General features: G+C 64.9%; 19 protein-coding genes. 18 read left to right on the forward strand and 1 reads right to left on the reverse strand.

What is annotated here, in order from left to right; all coding sequences use genetic code 11:
• Together ACZ47F_RS07230 and ACZ47F_RS07235 are read left to right on the forward strand one after the other, a co-directional pair.
• The gene (locus ACZ47F_RS07230; RefSeq protein WP_464926599.1) at positions 1-303 is read left to right on the forward strand and encodes an H-NS histone family protein; all 303 of its coding nucleotides are present in this window, start codon (positions 1-3) and stop codon (positions 301-303) included.
• 592 nt (positions 304-895) lie between these two features.
• Positions 896-1,324, forward strand: coding sequence for a Crp/Fnr family transcriptional regulator (locus ACZ47F_RS07235; RefSeq protein WP_464926600.1), 429 nt, complete (start codon positions 896-898; stop codon positions 1,322-1,324).
• On the opposite strand, the gene ACZ47F_RS07240 is transcribed toward ACZ47F_RS07235, so the two are convergent.
• Positions 1,243-1,869, reverse strand: coding sequence for a methyltransferase domain-containing protein (locus tag ACZ47F_RS07240; protein WP_464924078.1), 627 nt, complete (start codon positions 1,867-1,869; stop codon positions 1,243-1,245). The genes ACZ47F_RS07235 and ACZ47F_RS07240 overlap by 82 nt on opposite strands.
• Before the next feature lie 174 nt (positions 1,870-2,043).
• Between ACZ47F_RS07240 and ACZ47F_RS07245 the strand changes: the two genes are divergently transcribed.
• The 16 genes from ACZ47F_RS07245 (at position 2,044) to hisA (ending at position 14,643) form a co-directional block, all read left to right on the forward strand.
• Positions 2,044-2,865, forward strand: a complete 822-nt coding sequence (locus tag ACZ47F_RS07245; RefSeq protein WP_464924079.1) for an ABC transporter ATP-binding protein — start codon at positions 2,044-2,046, stop codon at positions 2,863-2,865.
• A complete protein-coding gene (gene mlaE, locus ACZ47F_RS07250; RefSeq protein WP_464924080.1) occupies positions 2,862-3,647 on the forward strand; it encodes a lipid asymmetry maintenance ABC transporter permease subunit MlaE in 786 nt (261 codons plus the stop codon). The genes ACZ47F_RS07245 and mlaE overlap by 4 nt, the downstream gene beginning before the upstream one ends.
• A gap of 27 nt (positions 3,648-3,674) precedes the next feature.
• On the forward strand, positions 3,675-4,151 hold the full coding sequence (gene mlaD / locus ACZ47F_RS07255) for an outer membrane lipid asymmetry maintenance protein MlaD (RefSeq protein ID WP_464924081.1): 477 nt from the start codon (positions 3,675-3,677) through the stop codon (positions 4,149-4,151).
• A complete protein-coding gene (locus ACZ47F_RS07260; RefSeq protein ID WP_464924082.1) occupies positions 4,148-4,957 on the forward strand; it encodes an MlaA family lipoprotein in 810 nt (269 codons plus the stop codon). The genes mlaD and ACZ47F_RS07260 overlap by 4 nt, the downstream gene beginning before the upstream one ends.
• A gap of 216 nt (positions 4,958-5,173) precedes the next feature.
• On the forward strand, positions 5,174-5,830 hold the full coding sequence (locus ACZ47F_RS07265; protein WP_464924083.1) for an MlaC/ttg2D family ABC transporter substrate-binding protein: 657 nt from the start codon (positions 5,174-5,176) through the stop codon (positions 5,828-5,830).
• Between the two features lie 11 nt (positions 5,831-5,841).
• Positions 5,842-6,120 carry an STAS domain-containing protein gene (locus ACZ47F_RS07270; RefSeq protein ID WP_464924084.1) on the forward strand — a complete coding sequence of 93 codons (279 nt, stop codon included), beginning with the start codon at positions 5,842-5,844 and terminating at the stop codon, positions 6,118-6,120.
• A 65-nt stretch (positions 6,121-6,185) separates the two neighbouring features.
• Positions 6,186-7,082 carry an ABC transporter ATP-binding protein gene (locus ACZ47F_RS07275; RefSeq protein ID WP_464924085.1) on the forward strand — a complete coding sequence of 299 codons (897 nt, stop codon included), beginning with the start codon at positions 6,186-6,188 and terminating at the stop codon, positions 7,080-7,082.
• Positions 7,079-7,834, forward strand: coding sequence for an ABC transporter permease (locus ACZ47F_RS07280; RefSeq protein WP_464924086.1), 756 nt, complete (start codon positions 7,079-7,081; stop codon positions 7,832-7,834). The genes ACZ47F_RS07275 and ACZ47F_RS07280 overlap by 4 nt, the downstream gene beginning before the upstream one ends.
• Positions 7,835-7,836: 2 nt before the next feature.
• A complete protein-coding gene (locus ACZ47F_RS07285; protein ID WP_464924087.1) occupies positions 7,837-8,088 on the forward strand; it encodes a BolA family protein in 252 nt (83 codons plus the stop codon).
• Positions 8,089-8,160: 72 nt separating this feature from the next.
• On the forward strand, positions 8,161-9,450 hold the full coding sequence (gene murA, locus ACZ47F_RS07290; RefSeq protein WP_464924088.1) for a UDP-N-acetylglucosamine 1-carboxyvinyltransferase: 1,290 nt from the start codon (positions 8,161-8,163) through the stop codon (positions 9,448-9,450).
• A gap of 4 nt (positions 9,451-9,454) precedes the next feature.
• Positions 9,455-10,123, forward strand: a complete 669-nt coding sequence (gene hisG, locus ACZ47F_RS07295; protein ID WP_464924089.1) for an ATP phosphoribosyltransferase — start codon at positions 9,455-9,457, stop codon at positions 10,121-10,123.
• Positions 10,120-11,454, forward strand: coding sequence for a histidinol dehydrogenase (gene hisD, locus ACZ47F_RS07300; RefSeq protein ID WP_464924090.1), 1,335 nt, complete (start codon positions 10,120-10,122; stop codon positions 11,452-11,454). The genes hisG and hisD overlap by 4 nt, the downstream gene beginning before the upstream one ends.
• The gene (gene hisC / locus ACZ47F_RS07305; protein WP_464924091.1) at positions 11,451-12,539 is read left to right on the forward strand and encodes a histidinol-phosphate transaminase; all 1,089 of its coding nucleotides are present in this window, start codon (positions 11,451-11,453) and stop codon (positions 12,537-12,539) included. Before hisD ends, hisC begins: the two co-directional genes overlap by 4 nt.
• Positions 12,540-12,585: 46 nt before the next feature.
• Complete coding sequence (gene hisB / locus ACZ47F_RS07310; RefSeq protein WP_464924092.1) at positions 12,586-13,173, forward strand: imidazoleglycerol-phosphate dehydratase HisB; 588 nt, start codon at positions 12,586-12,588, stop codon at positions 13,171-13,173.
• 27 nt (positions 13,174-13,200) lie between these two features.
• Positions 13,201-13,860: an imidazole glycerol phosphate synthase subunit HisH gene (gene hisH, locus ACZ47F_RS07315; protein ID WP_464924093.1), complete on the forward strand. Its 660-nt coding sequence runs from the start codon at positions 13,201-13,203 to the stop codon at positions 13,858-13,860.
• Positions 13,861-13,908: 48 nt separating this feature from the next.
• On the forward strand, positions 13,909-14,643 hold the full coding sequence (gene hisA / locus ACZ47F_RS07320) for a 1-(5-phosphoribosyl)-5-[(5-phosphoribosylamino)methylideneamino]imidazole-4-carboxamide isomerase (protein WP_464924094.1): 735 nt from the start codon (positions 13,909-13,911) through the stop codon (positions 14,641-14,643).
• The last annotated feature ends 5 nt before the right edge of the window (positions 14,644-14,648 follow it).

Below are 14,648 nucleotides of genomic sequence, written 5' to 3' on the forward strand. Positions count from 1 at the left end.
ATGGCAACATACAAAGAATTGCAGGCTCAGATCGAAGCGCTCAAGCAACAGGCCGAGGCGCAGCGCAAGGCGGAGGTTGCAGCTGTCGTCGCCGAGATTCGCGCAAAAATGGACGAATACGGCATTACCCTGGCTGATCTGGGTTCCCGTCGCGCTGGCGGCACATCGTCCAAGGGATCGCGGATAGCGCCCAAATACCGCAATGCACAGACCGGAGAGACCTGGACCGGGCGTGGCAAGATGCCCCGCTGGCTGCAAAACGCGGTCGACAGCGGCATGAGCAAGGAATCCTTCCGGATCTGATTGCGGCTCGCACCAGCTGCAGCCACCAGGCTGCGGCGCCAGACACAAAAGACCGGGATCTCTCCCGGTCTTTTGTTTTGTACTGACGTTCTGTTATCAAACTCACAAACCGCCGCGCCGCCGCCGTCGGAAAATGACGACCCTGAAACCCCATGTCGTCGAACCACGCGATGAGCGACTGCAAAATTCCAAATTGGACTGCACGCTGCGGTTGGTGGGCCTGCCTTCAGGCCGGCGAGAAGGCGCGCGTGGCGTCCGAGGTGGGGTGGTGGGGTATCAGACCGTGCACCGCGGCGAACCGTTGCAGCGCATCGGCGCCCCGGTTTTGCACTGGATCGGCTAGATCTCCGGTCTGGCCCGGTTCAACACGACCACCGTCAGCGGAAAATCGCTGGCTTACTCCAGCGTTGGGACGGGGGTTGGTTCGGCGAGGGGAGCCTTGATGCGTCAGAGGGTTTGGCGTGACGAGGCCGTGGCCGTGCGCGATTGCGAACTGGCCTTGGTGCTGCGGCAAACCTTTTTCTGGCTGTTCGAGCGCAACATCGGCTTCAACCACTATTTGTTGCAACAACTCAACGACCGTCTGGAACTCATGACTCTGCATGCGCTGGATGATTGTCCAGGTGGAGCGGAGTCGGCGGTGGCGCGCACGCTGCGGCATCTGTTTCATCCTCTGGCTGGCGCCCGCGCAGGCGCGCTGCGTGTCACCCAGGCCGAAATCGGCCAACTGTGCAATCTGTCGCGCCAGCGGGTGAATCAGGCGTTCGGCCGGTTGCAAGCCAACGGTGCGCTGCGGCTGCGGTATGGTGGCGTGGAAATCCTCGATCCGGAACGCTTGCGCGCCTGGGAGCTGGACTGCCCTGGCAGGCAAACCGGGCGGGCGAGACACGAACGCCAGCCGAGGCCATCAACGCACACCGCGCAGCCGCGGCGGCGGGCTCAAGTGACCGAGCCGCACTCACGCGGGTGCAGGATGAGCGCTAGCTCGGCTGAGCCACTGGGGTGTGAGATTCGCGGGTAGGGTGGCTTGGGCCAATCCCACAGCGACGCCGGAAACATCGCGCGCATCGCCAGAATGTCGCAGTGGTAGGGCGGCCCCTCAATCGCGCCCTGCTGGGCGCCCGGTTTGGGCGACTGCATGAACAGCGCGAACAGTTGGCCCTGCGGGTGCAGCCAGCGGTGTAGTTGCTGCGCATAGCGAGTCCAGTCGTCCGGATAGAGGGCGCACAGGCAGGTCTGCTCCCAGATCGCATCGAACGGCTGCGGCGCTTGCCATTGCCGCACGTCCGCCTGCAACACCGTGGCCCGGAGTCCATTTGCCTGCAGGCGTCGCATCAGCAGGTCAATCGCCTGGTCGGCGTAGTCGAGCGCGGTGACCTCGAATCCGGCTGCGGCCAGACGGACCACCTCATGCCCAGCGCCGCATCCCGGCACCAGAATGCGGCAGGGCTGCAACGCGCCAGAGTCCAGGCTGTGCAGCAGGAAGGGATGGGGCGCACCGCGATCCCAGCCGGTGGTGCGGGTGCAGAAGCGTTCGTTCCAGAAATCGACGGTCGGGCCGGGCATCGGAGTAAAGGCAAAGCGACGAGCATGCCATGCTATCGTGCGGGCCCTTCGCCGGGCTCGGCAAGCCGATCGGGAAATCCCTAGAATGCCACGCTGATTCGCAGGCAGCCCGTCCGACCGAGGCCTGGCCCGCCGGCTGCAACAAGACCTTTGAACCCTGCCATCACACCTCTCATGCCCCGTGCGACTGCTCTGGTCCAGGTCGATGCGCTCGATTTCGGCTACGGCGACCGGCTGGTGCTGCGCCAGATCGACATGGCCATCCACACCGGTCAGGTGGTTGCAGTGATGGGGGCGTCGGGTGGCGGCAAGACCACGCTGCTGCGCCTGATCAGCGGTCAGGTCAAGCCGCAGCGCGGATCAGTGCGATTCGAGGGCCATGACCTGGCCGCGGCCAGCCAGAAGCAAATCTTTGCCATGCGGCGGCGCATGGGCATGCTGTTCCAGTTCGGGGCGCTGTTCACCGACATGACCGTGTTCGACAACGTGGCGTTTCCGCTGCGCGAGCACACTGATCTGCCGGATTCGATGATCCGCGATCTGGTGCTGATGAAGCTCAACGCGGTCGGCTTGCGCGGCGCGCGCGACCTCTATCCGGCCGAGCTGTCTGGCGGCATGGCGCGGCGCGTGGCCATGGCCCGTGCGATCGCGCTCGATCCGACGCTGGTCATGTATGACGAGCCGTTTGCCGGGCTCGACCCGATCTCGCTGGGCATCTCGGCGCGGCTGATCCGCAGCCTCAATGATGCGCTGGAGCTGACCAGCATCGTGGTGTCGCACGATGTCGAGATCACCTTCGAGATCGCCGACCATGTCTACATCCTGGGTAACGGCAGCCTAATCGCGCACGGCACGCCGCAGGAGATGCGCGCCAGCACCGATCCGCTGGTGCGCCAGTTCGTCCGGGGAGAGCCCGACGGTCCGGTGCATTTCCACTATCCCGCCGCTGCCATCGAAGCGGACTTCCTGCGTTCGACGCAGGGTGAGCACGCATGATGGTCACAGACCGGCTGATCGCCATCGGCGCGGGTACGCGCAGACTACTGGCCGACCTCGGCTTTGCCGCGCGCCTGTTCGTGCGGCTGATGCTGCTGCTCGGACGTGTGCTGGTTCGGCCCCGTCTGTTGATCCAGCAGATGTATTTTCTTGGCAATCTGTCGCTGGTCATCATTGCCGTGTCCGGGCTGTTCGTCGGCTTCGTGCTCGGGCTGCAGGGCTACTACACCCTGTCGCGCTACGGTTCGTCGAGCGCGCTGGGGGTACTGGTGGCGCTGGCGCTGGTGCGAGAGCTCGGCCCGGTAGTCACCGCACTGCTGTTCGCCGGGCGGGCGGGTACCTCGCTCACCGCGGAAATCGGCCTGATGAAGGCCGGCGAGCAGATCGCCGCGATGGAAATGATGGCGGTCGATCCGGTGGTGCGGGTGCTGGCGCCGCGGTTCTGGGCCGGGGTGGCCGTCATGCCGCTGCTGGCCGCGGTGTTTAGCGCGGTAGGCATCCTGGGCGGCTATGTGGTCGGAGTAGTGATGATCGGGGTCGACGCCGGCCAGTTCTGGTCGCAGATGCAAAGCGGTGTCGATGTGTTCAAGGACGTCGGCAATGGCGTGATCAAGAGCGTGGTGTTTGGCCTGGCGGTCACGTTTGTCGCGCTACTGCAGGGTTGGCGCAGTCAGCCCACGCCGGAAGGCGTCTCGCGAGCGACGACCCGCACCGTAGTGATCGCTTCGCTGGCCGTGCTGGCGCTGGATTTCGTGTTGACCGCCATGATGTTCAGCACCTAAGGACATGAGGCACTGGAGTTGTCGCAAATGAATCAACGAACCATCGATCTCTGGGTCGGCGTACTGGTCGTGCTGGGCGCAGCCGCGCTGCTGTTTCTGGCGCTCAAGGCCGGAAACCTGTTGCAGATCAACTGGGGACCCACTTATGAAGTGACTGCGCGCTTCGACAACATCGGCGGGCTCAAGCCCGACGCACCGGTCAAGAGTGCCGGGGTGGTGGTCGGTCGTGTGACCTCGATCACCTTCGACAATCAGACCTTCCAGGCGGATGTGCACATGGCGATCGACCAGCGTTACAAATTTCCGGTCGACACCTCGGCCAAGATCCTCACCGCGGGACTGCTCGGCGATCAGTACATCGACCTCAGCCCTGGCGGCAGCGAAAAAAATCTGACCAATGGCTCGGTGATCCGCAACACCCAGTCGGCCGTGGTGCTGGAAAACCTGATTGGTCAGTTCCTCTACAACAAGGCCGCCTCCAGCGGGGCAGGAGACGGCAAATGAAACAGGCAGCCCGATCCGGAGCCCTGCTGGTGCTGGCGGCGCTTGGGGGTTGTGCGACGCACAACCCCCAAGACCCGCTCGAGCCTTACAACCGGGCGATGTTCACCATCAACGACAAGGTGGACAGGGCCGTGGTCAAGCCTGCGGCCACGGCGTACAAGGCGGTCACACCCACGCCGATCCGCCACGGCGTGACCAACTTTTTTGGCAATTTCGGTGACATCTGGTCGATGACCAATGACTTCCTGCAAGGCAATGTCAAAGACGGGTTGAGCAGCTTCATGCGGGTCGGCGTGAACACCGTGTTCGGCTTGTTCGGCACCCTGGACATCGCTACCGAAATGGGCATCTACAAGCACCCCAACGATTTCGGCCTGACCCTGGCGCGTTGGGGCGTGGGCTCGGGGCCCTATCTGGTGCTGCCGTTCTACGGGCCGAGCACGGTGCGCGATGGCGTTGGCACCGGCATGTACTTGGCCTACGGGCCGAGTGCGCAGATCAGTCCGTCGAGCGCGAATTACGGCGCGCTGGCACTGAACCTGGTCAACACCCGCGCCAACCTGCTTGACGCCTCCAATTTGTTCGACCAAATTTCGCTCGATCCGTATGTATTCGCCCGTAGCGCATATGAGCAGCGGCGCAAGGCGCAGGTGCAGGACGTGCGCGATCGTCCGATCATCGATCTGGGCGAGCCCGACCCGCTGGCTAGGTACAGCTACGGCCCGAGCGAGGGGAGCATGCTCAACCCCGCGCCGATGCCGCCGCAGCAAGCCGCCAGCGCGGCTAAGTCTGGCGAGGGGCGCTGAGAAGTTGTGAAGACGTCGTCGCGATTGGTCCGCTGCCCATGCGCACGGCGCGCAGGGCCCAGACAGATCGACCAGATCGGCCAGACCCGAGCACCGCGCTTTATGGCCAGCGGGCCGCGCACCAGAAAGATTCACAACTTCTGAATGGATGCCAGTGTCATCGCCTTGCGAACCGATCCGTTAACCGTACAACCCCCAAGAACCGGAGAACATCCCATGCTTCGACGCGCATTCCTGGCCTTATCCCTGACTTGCACGGCGCTGGCCGCGGGCCTGCCCGCTGCCGCCCAGGCGGCTCAGGCGGCTCAGGCGGCTCAGGCGCTGACGCCGCCGCAGCTGATCGAGACCATGTCCAACGAGATCATCCGCGACGTGCAACAGGACCCAAAGCTGCGCAGCGGCAATCCCGAAGTGGTGATGCAGTTCGTCGAGAAAAAAATCCTGCCGAACGTGGATTTCCAAAAAATCACCCAAAGCGCAGTCGGCCGCTACTGGCGCGAGGCCACGCCGGCGCAGCGCGCCGAACTGGAGCAGCAGTTCAAGCAGTTGCTGGTTTATACCTATGCTGGTGCGGTGCGGCAGATCAAGGACCAGAAGGTCAAACTGCTGCCCTACCGTGAGCCGGCCAATGCGCAGGAGGTCACGGTGCGCACCCGGGTGATCAACAACGGCGAGCCGCTGCAACTCGACTATCGCCTGGAGAACACCCCGGCGGGCTGGAAAATTACCGACGTCAATGTCATGGGCATCTGGCTGGTCGACAACTATCGCAGCGTGTTCGCGCAGGAAATCGGGCAAAAAGGCATCGACGGCCTGATCGCCACGCTCAAGGAAAAGAATCAGAGCCTGGCGCAGGCCAAGGCAGCGGGCTGACTCGTTGCACCATGCCTGCGTTTTCCTTACCCACTGAACTCACGCTGAACACGGCCTCTGCGGTGCGCCGCCAGGCGCTGGCCGCGCTGTCGGCGCAGCCCGCGCCGTGGGAGATCGATGCCAGCGGGTTGCAGACCTTCGATTCCTCTGGGCTGGCGCTGCTGCTCGAATTGCGCCGCGCCGCGCCGCAGCAGACGTTGCAGGTGCGTGGCGTGCCGCAGCGTCTGCATGATCTGGCCATAGCCTACGGGCTGGATTTTTTGCTCACCCAGGCTGCGCCGCAGCCCTGAACGTCTTTCCGGCTGCCTGCACTGCTGCGCACAGCGCGGTCGTGCAGGGTGGCCGTCGTTGCCCGATGACCTCCGTCGCTGCAGTCTCGTTTGATCATGTCGTGAAGCGCTACAGCCGGCACACCGCGGTTGACGGCATTGCGCTGGAGATCGCTGAAGGTGAGTTTTTCGGCCTGCTTGGCCCCAACGGCGCGGGCAAGACCACGCTGATCAGCATGCTCGCCGGACTGACACGGCCGACCTCTGGGCGGGTGTTGGTGCACGGCCATGATGTTCAGCAGGATGCCGCGACCGCCCGCCGGCTGCTGGGTGTGGTGCCGCAGGAACTGGTGTTCGATCCGTTTTTCACCGTGCGACAGGTGCTACGCATCCAGTCGGGTTATTTTGGCTTTCGCCGCAACGACGCGTGGATTGACGAGCTGCTGCACAACCTCGGGCTCACCGCGCAGGCGGACAAGAACATGCGTGCGTTGTCTGGCGGCATGAAGCGCCGGGTGATGGTGGCGCAGGCGCTGGTGCACCGACCGCAGGTCATCGTGCTCGACGAGCCGACCGCCGGAGTGGACGTGGAGCTGCGTCAGTCGCTGTGGGAATTCATCGCCCGGCTCAACACCGAGGGCCACACCGTGCTGCTGACCACGCACTACCTCGAGGAGGCCGAAGCGCTGTGCAAGCGCATCGCGGTGATCAAGACCGGTCAGGTGGTCGCGCTCGACCGCACCGAGGCGCTGCTGCAACGGTTTGCCGCGTCGGTGCTGTATTTCCGCGTGGTCAGGGGGAATCTACCGCCAGAGCTGGGCACCGCGCAGGGCGGACGGGTAGCGGTTGCGGTGCGCGACGCGCTGGATGTGGAACGCAAGCTGGTCGCGCTGCGCCAGGCGGGCTGCGAAATCGACGAGCTGGAGCTGCGTCGCGCCGATCTGGAAGACGTGTTTCTCGAACTCATCGGAGCCGCCAAGTGACCGGCCTGATCACCCTGCTGCAAAAGGAGCTGCAGCGTTTCCTCAAAGTGGGTTTCCAGACCGTGGCCGCGCCGGTGGTCACTGCGCTGCTATATCTGCTGATTTTCTCGCACGCGTTCACCGCGCATGTGCTGGTGTTCGGTCATGTGCCGTACACCGCCTTCCTCATCCCGGGGCTGATGATGATGAGCGTGCTGCAGAACGCGTTTGCCAACACTTCGTCATCATTGATCCAGTCCAAGATCACCGGCAATCTGGTGTTCGTGCTGTTGTCGCCGCTTAAGCCGTGGGAACTGTTCGTGGCCTACGTGGGCGCGTCGGTGCTGCGCGGGCTGGTCGTCGGTGCCGGGGTATTGCTGGTGACCGTGTGGTTCGTGCCGCTGAGCTTCGCCCATCCGCTGTGGATCGCGGTGTTCGCCGTTCTGGGGGCGAGCATGCTGGGCGCGCTCGGGTTGATCGCAGGCATCTGGGCAGACAAGTTCGACCAGATGGCCGCGTTCCAGAATTTCATCATCACCCCGGCGACCTTTCTGTCCGGCGTGTTCTACTCTGTGCACAGTCTGCCGGCATTCTGGAAGTTGGCCTCGCACCTGAATCCGTTTTTCTACCTGATCGACGGCTTTCGCTATGGCTTTTTCGGCGTGGGCGATGTCTCGCCCTGGATCAGCCTGCTCGCGGCATTGCTGGGCAATCTGCTGTGCGGCAGCATCGCGATGCTGATGCTGATGCGCGGCACCAAACTGCGCAACTGACCATGTCCTTACCCACCCCGCAAGATCTCCATCGCTTCATCGCCGCCGCTCTGGACTGCACGCATCTGCAGGTCGAGGGCGACGGCCAGCATTTCCACGCCTTGATCGTCAGTCCGATGTTCGAGGGACGTACCCGGGTGCAGCGACACCAGTTGGTTTATGCCGCACTGGGCGAGCGCATGCGCGCCGAAATCCACGCCCTGTCGATGAAGACTCTCACCCCGCAGGAATTCGCGGCATTGCCAAGCGCCTAAAATTGCGCTTTTGTCGCAGGCGCCGATGCCTGCCTGCCGCGCAGCGCATCGCTGCCGGTTCTCGATGCGTTCATGGACAAACTCAAAATCACTGGGCAGCGCCCATTGCAAGGCGTGGTGCAGGCCAGCGGCGCGAAAAACGCTGCGCTGCCGCTGATGGCCGCCGCGCTGCTCACCTCGGACGTGGTGCAACTGCACAATGCGCCGCAACTCATGGACGTGCGCACCCTAGCCAAGCTGCTGCGCAGCCTGGGCGCGCAGGTCGAGCAGGAAGGCGCAGAGATCCGCCTGGAAGCCTCGGCGGTGAACCACTTCGAGGCGTCGTACGACCTGGTCAAGACCATGCGCGCGTCGGTGCTGGTGCTCGGGCCGTTGCTAGCGCGGTTCGGCCAGGCGCGGGTGAGCCTGCCAGGCGGCTGCGCCATTGGCGCGCGCCCGGTCGATCAGCACATCAAGGGCCTGCAGGCGCTGGGGGCGCAGATCGTGGTGGAACACGGCTACATCGTCGCCCGCGTGAATACGCCGACCGGGCGCCTGCGCGGTGCGCGCATCACCACCGACATGGTGACCGTCACCGGCACCGAGAATCTGATGATGGCCGCCGTGCTGGCTGAGGGCGAGACTCTGATCGACAACGCCGCGCGCGAGCCCGAGATCGTCGATCTGGCCAATCTGCTGCGCGCCATGGGGGCGCAGATCAGCGGCGACGGCAGCTCGCAGATCCGCATCCAGGGGGTGCAGGCCCTGCACGGCGCGCAGCACCGCATCATCCCTGACCGTATCGAGGTCGGCACCTTTCTGTGCGCAGCGCTGGCGGCGCGTGGTGACGTCACGGTGCAGGGCGCCGAGCCGGCGCATCAAGACGCATTGCTCGACAAGTTGCGCGAGGCCGGTGCACAGATCGACACCGGCGCAAACTGGATTCGCCTGCGCGCCGACGCTCTGCCGGGCGGCCGCCCGCGTGCGGTGTCGGTACGCACCAGCGAGTATCCGGGCTTTGCCACCGACATGCAGGCGCAGTTCATGGCGGTGAACTGTCTGGCCGACGGTGTGGCGCGCATGACCGAGACCATTTTCGAGAACCGCTTCATGCATGTGCAGGAACTGGTGCGGCTGGGCGCTCAGATCGACATCGACGGCCACACCTGCGTGGTGCGTGGCGTGCCGCAGCTCTCTGGCGCCAATGTGATGGCCACCGATCTGCGGGCCTCGGCCGGTCTGGTGGTGGCGGCCCTTGCAGCGCATGGGCAGACCCTGATCGATCGTATCTACCACCTCGACCGCGGTTACGACGCGATCGAGGTGAAGCTGCGCAGTCTGGGCGCGGACATCGAGCGTATCAAGACTTCTCCCGGAGCCTGACCCCATGCTGACCCTCGCCCTGTCCAAGGGACGCATTTTCGACGACACCCTGCCGATGCTCGCACGCGCAGGCATCACGGTGTCGGGCGATCCCGAGTCCACCCGCAAGCTCATCCTGCCGACCAACCGGCCCGATGTGCGCGTGGTGCTGGTGCGCGCCAGCGATGTGCCCACCTATGTTCGCTACGGCGGCGCCGACATCGGTGTGGCCGGGCTGGACGTGCTGCGCGAATACTTTGCCGGCAACGGCGCCGACGGCCTGTATCTGCCGGTCGATCTGGGCATTGCCCGCTGTCGGCTGAGCGTGGCGGTGCGGCACGATTTCGACTATGCCGCACAGGTAAAACAGGGCGCGCGGCTGCGCGTGGCCACCAAGTATGTGCACATGGCGCGCGAACACTTTGCCACCAAGGGGGTGCATGTCGATCTGGTCAAGCTCTATGGCTCGATGGAACTTGCCCCGCTCACCGGACTTGCCGATGCGATTGTCGATTTGGTGTCCACCGGCGGTACGCTCAAGGCCAACGGCCTGGTCGAGGTCGAGCACATCATGGACATTTCCGCACGGCTGATCGTCAACCAGGCGGCGCTCAAGACCCGCACCGCGCAGATCAAGCCGCTGATCGACCAATTGCGCGAGGCCGTACGGCCCGCCGAGGAGACCGCCGCATGAACGCCCCGCTCCAAGCCTTGCAACTGCGTCGGCTCGACGCCACACGCAGCGATTTCGAGGCGCAGTACCACGCGCTGTTTTCGCGCATGGCCGAGGAGAACGCCGAGATCGACCTGCGTGCGGCCGACATCCTGCGCGATGTGCAGAGCAGGGGCGATGCCGCTGTGCTGGAGTACACCCGCCGTTTCGACCGCCTGGACGCGACCGACATGGCGGCGCTGGAGATCAGCCAGGACGCGCTGTATGCCGCGCTCGCCGCGATCACACCCGAGCAGCGCAACGCACTCGAGGCTGCGGCAGACCGCGTGCGCCGCTATCACGCGCGGCAATTGCAGCAGGTCGGTCAGAGTTGGGAGTATCGCGACGAGGAGGGTAACCTGCTCGGGCAAAAGGTCACGCCGCTCGATCGCGTGGGCATCTATGTGCCCGGAGGAAAGGCGGCGTATCCGTCCTCGGTGCTGATGAACGCGATTCCTGCGCATGTCGCCGGGGTGACCGAGATCATCATGGTCGTGCCCACGCCGGGCGGCGAGCGCAGCTCGCTGGTGCTGGCTGCGGCCGCCGTGGCCGGGGTCAGCCGCGCGTTTGCCATCGGCGGCGCGCAGGCGGTGGGTGCACTCGCCTATGGCACGGCCACCGTGCCCGCGGTAGACAAAATCGTCGGCCCCGGTAATGCCTATGTCGCTGCGGCCAAGCGCCGGGTATTCGGCGTGTGCGGCATCGACATGATCGCGGGCCCCTCCGAAATTCTGGTGCTGGCAGACGGCAGCACGCCGCCAGACTGGGTGGCGATGGACCTGTTCAGCCAGGCCGAGCACGACGAACTGGCGCAGAGCATTCTGTTGTGTCCCGATGCAGCCTATCTCGACGCGGTGGACGCAGCGATCCATCGCCTGCTGCCCGACATGCCGCGCCGGGACATCATCCTTGCTTCGTTTGCCGGCCGCGGTGCACTCATCCGCGTACGCGACATGGCGCAGGCTTGCGAGCTGGCCAACCGCATCGCGCCCGAGCACCTCGAAATCTCTGCGCAAGAGCCGCACCAGTACCTGCCCGCGCTCAAGCACGCCGGGGCGCTGTTCCTCGGCGCCTACACCTCCGAATCACTGGGTGACTATTGCGCCGGGCCCAACCATGTGCTGCCCACCTCGGGCACGGCGCGGTTTTCGTCGCCGCTTGGGGTATACGACTTCATCAAGCGTTCGAGCATCATCGAGGTCAGCCGCCAGGGCGCGCAGACCCTGGGGCGCATCGCCAGCGTGCTGGCTCACGGCGAGCGCCTGACCGCGCACGCCCGCGCCGCGGAACTGCGGCTGGATGTACAGCCATGAGCCGATACTGGAGCGCGGTCGTCCACGACCTGACGCCGTATGTGCCGGGCGAACAGCCCAGGATCGACGGCCTGATCAAGCTCAACACCAACGAATGCCCCTACGCCCCGAGTGATCGGGTGCTGCAGGCCATTGCCGCGCAAGCCTCGGCCGATCTGCGGCTTTACCCCGATCCGCAGGCCACCCGGCTTAAAGCGGCGATCGCCCGCTTCCACGGCCTGCGGCCTGAGCAGGTGTTCGTCGGCAACGGTTCCGACGAAGTGCTGGCGCATGTCTTCATGGCGCTGCTGCAGCATGAGGCGCCGCTGCTGTATCCGGACATCTCATACAGCTTCTATCCGGTCTATGCCCGGCTGTACCGCATCGCTACCCGCGAAATCCCGCTGCGCGCGGATTTTTCCATCGCGGTCGACGACTATCTCCAGGCGGGCGACAACGGCGGCATCATCTTCCCCAACCCCAACGCGCCTACCGGCATGGCGCTGCCGCTGGCCGAGGTGCAGCGCCTGCTCGAGGCCAATTCGCAGTCTGTCGTCGTGGTCGACGAGGCCTATGTCGACTTCGGCGCGCAGACCGCAGCTGGCCTGATCGACCGCTACCCCCAGCTCCTGGTGATCCGCACCCTGTCCAAGGCCTGGGCGCTGGCCGGGCTGCGCGTGGGCTATGCGCTGGGCCATCCCGACCTCATCGAAGCACTGTCCCGCGTGAAGGACAGCTTCAACTCCTACCCCCTCGACCGTCTGGCACTCGCTGGTGCCGAGGCCGCGTTCCGCGACACCGAGTGGCTCGCGCAGACTTGTGCACGCATCATCGACAGCCGCGCGCACCTGACCGCGGGGCTGCAGGCACGCGGCTTCGAGGTGCTGCCGTCGAAGGCCAATTTCGTGTTCGCACGCCACCCGGCATATGGCGGCGCGGAGCTGGCCGCGCAGCTGCGCGCGCAGCGTATTCTGGTGCGGCAGTTTGCCCGGCCGCAGCGTATCGCCGACTTTCTGCGCATCACCATCGGTACGACCGCACAGTGCGACGCGCTGCTTGTCGCGCTCGACACCCTGATCGCGGCGCAGCCCTGCGCGGCGCGTTGACGTTACGATTGCTCCATTCCCCGCGGTTTTCTCTGCCTTTCACCTCATGCGCACTGCCCAGGTTTCCCGCAACACCGCCGAGACGCAAGTCTGCGTGGCCATTAATCTCGATGGCACCGGAGTGTCCAGGCTGTCCACCGGGGTTGGTTTCTTCGATCATATGCTCGACCAGATTGCCCGGCATGGCCTGATCGACCTAGACATCCAGGCCCAGGGCGATCTGCACATCGACGCGCACCACACGGTCGAAGACGTGGGCATTACCCTGGGCCAGGCGCTGGCCCGCGCGGTCGGAGACAAGAAAGGCATCCGTCGTTATGGTCATGCCTATGTGCCGCTGGACGAGGCGCTCAGCCGCGTGGTCATCGACTTTTCCGGCCGCCCCGGGCTGATCTGGCATGTGCCGTTCACCCGCGCGATGATCGGCGAGTTCGACGTCGACCTGGCGCACGAATTCTTCCAGGGGCTGGTCAACCACGCTGCGATCACCGTGCATGTGGACAATCTGCGCGGCGACAACGCGCACCACCAGTGCGAAACCGTGTTCAAGGCTTTCGGCCGCGCGTTGCGCGCTGCCGCCGAGCGCGACCCGCGCATGGGCGAGGCGGTGCCGTCGACCAAGGGAACGCTGTAAATCCTCCTTGCCGTCTGATCTGAACCGATGAAGCGCGTGGCCGTCGTGGACTATGGCATGGGCAATCTGCGCTCGGTGTCGCAGGCCGTGGCGCATGTGGCCACGGGGACCGATTTCGAGGTGGTCGTCACTGCCGATCCCGATGTAGTGCGCGCTGCCGATCGCGTGGTGCTGCCGGGGCAGGGCGCCATGCCCGACTGCATGCGTGAACTGCGCGCATCCGGCCTGCAGCAGGCCGTGCTCGAAGCCGCAGCCAACAAGCCGCTGTTCGGGGTCTGTGTCGGCATGCAGATGCTGCTCGATCACAGCGCCGAGGGGCATGTGGACGGCCTGGGGCTCATTCCGGGGCAGGTGCAGCGATTCGAGCTGCAAGGCCAGACGCAGCCCGACGGCAGCCGCTACAAAGTGCCGCACATGGGCTGGAACACGGTGTGGCAGCGGCGCAGTGCCTCGGGCGCGGTTCACCCGATCTGGTCGCAGGTGCCCGATGGCGCGGCGTTCTACTTCGTCCACAGCTACTACGCCGTGCCGCTACATGCCAGCCACAGCGCCGGCGAGACCGAATACGGCGTGCGCTTTGCCAGCGCAGTGGCGCGCGACAATCTGTTTGCCACCCAGTTTCACCCGGAAAAAAGCGCCGACGCCGGGCTGATGCTGTACCGAAACTTTCTGCACTGGTCGCCGTGAACGCGCCGTGCGCTTGCTCCACTTCCGATCTCTGTTTGCCCTGACACCATGCTGCTCATTCCGGCAATCGACCTCAAGGACGGCCAGTGCGTTCGCCTCGAACAAGGCGAGATGCAGGGCGCGACCGTTTTTTCCGATGACCCCGCCGCGATGGCGCGGCACTGGATCGATCAGGGCGCCGAGCGCCTGCATCTGGTTGATCTCAACGGCGCTTTCGCCGGCAAACCGCGCAATGCCGAGGCCATTGCCGCCATCCTCGAGGAGGTGGGCGAGGAAATCCCGGTGCAGCTCGGCGGCGGCATTCGCGATCTCGATACCATCGAACGCTATCTCGACGAAGGCTTGAGCTTTGTGATCATCGGCACTGCAGCGGTGAAAAGCCCCGGCTTCCTGCGCGATGCCTGCAGCGCTTTCGGCGGACACATCCTCGTCGGCCTCGACGCGCGCGACGGCAAGGTCGCCACCGACGGCTGGAGCAAGCTCACCGGCCACGAAGTCGTCGATTTGGCGCGCAAATTCCAGGACTACGGCATCGAGGGCGTGATCTACACCGACATCGGCCGCGACGGCATGCTCTCGGGCATCAACATCGAAGCCACGGTGCGGCTGGCCGAGGCGATCGACGTGCCGGTGATCGCCTCGGGTGGCCTGTCTGGCATGGCCGACATCGAAAAGCTCTGCGCCGTGCAGGACAGCGGCATCGAAGGCGTGATCTGCGGCCGCTCGATCTACACCGGCGCGCTCGATTTCGCCGCGGCGCAGCGTTTTGTCAGCAGTCGCTAGGGCCG

The organism is Thiomonas islandica, assembly GCF_055383445.1.

Bases quoted from the DNA above. Each gene is read 5' to 3' on its own strand.
- ACZ47F_RS07230 (WP_464926599.1), top strand. From the start codon at position 1: ATGGCAACATACAAAGAATTGCAGGCTCAGATCGAAGCGCTCAAGCAA.
- ACZ47F_RS07235 (WP_464926600.1), top strand. From the start codon at position 896: ATGACTCTGCATGCGCTGGATGATTGTCCAGGTGGAGCGGAGTCGGCG.
- ACZ47F_RS07240 (WP_464924078.1), bottom strand. From the start codon at position 1,869: ATGCCCGGCCCGACCGTCGATTTCTGGAACGAACGCTTCTGCACCCGC.
- ACZ47F_RS07245 (WP_464924079.1), top strand. From the start codon at position 2,044: ATGCCCCGTGCGACTGCTCTGGTCCAGGTCGATGCGCTCGATTTCGGC.
- mlaE (WP_464924080.1), top strand. From the start codon at position 2,862: ATGATGGTCACAGACCGGCTGATCGCCATCGGCGCGGGTACGCGCAGA.
- mlaD (WP_464924081.1), top strand. From the start codon at position 3,675: ATGAATCAACGAACCATCGATCTCTGGGTCGGCGTACTGGTCGTGCTG.
- ACZ47F_RS07260 (WP_464924082.1), top strand. From the start codon at position 4,148: ATGAAACAGGCAGCCCGATCCGGAGCCCTGCTGGTGCTGGCGGCGCTT.
- ACZ47F_RS07265 (WP_464924083.1), top strand. From the start codon at position 5,174: ATGCTTCGACGCGCATTCCTGGCCTTATCCCTGACTTGCACGGCGCTG.
- ACZ47F_RS07270 (WP_464924084.1), top strand. From the start codon at position 5,842: ATGCCTGCGTTTTCCTTACCCACTGAACTCACGCTGAACACGGCCTCT.
- ACZ47F_RS07275 (WP_464924085.1), top strand. From the start codon at position 6,186: ATGACCTCCGTCGCTGCAGTCTCGTTTGATCATGTCGTGAAGCGCTAC.
- ACZ47F_RS07285 (WP_464924087.1), top strand. From the start codon at position 7,837: ATGTCCTTACCCACCCCGCAAGATCTCCATCGCTTCATCGCCGCCGCT.
- murA (WP_464924088.1), top strand. From the start codon at position 8,161: ATGGACAAACTCAAAATCACTGGGCAGCGCCCATTGCAAGGCGTGGTG.
- hisG (WP_464924089.1), top strand. From the start codon at position 9,455: ATGCTGACCCTCGCCCTGTCCAAGGGACGCATTTTCGACGACACCCTG.
- hisD (WP_464924090.1), top strand. From the start codon at position 10,120: ATGAACGCCCCGCTCCAAGCCTTGCAACTGCGTCGGCTCGACGCCACA.
- hisC (WP_464924091.1), top strand. From the start codon at position 11,451: ATGAGCCGATACTGGAGCGCGGTCGTCCACGACCTGACGCCGTATGTG.
- hisB (WP_464924092.1), top strand. From the start codon at position 12,586: ATGCGCACTGCCCAGGTTTCCCGCAACACCGCCGAGACGCAAGTCTGC.
- hisH (WP_464924093.1), top strand. From the start codon at position 13,201: ATGAAGCGCGTGGCCGTCGTGGACTATGGCATGGGCAATCTGCGCTCG.
- hisA (WP_464924094.1), top strand. From the start codon at position 13,909: ATGCTGCTCATTCCGGCAATCGACCTCAAGGACGGCCAGTGCGTTCGC.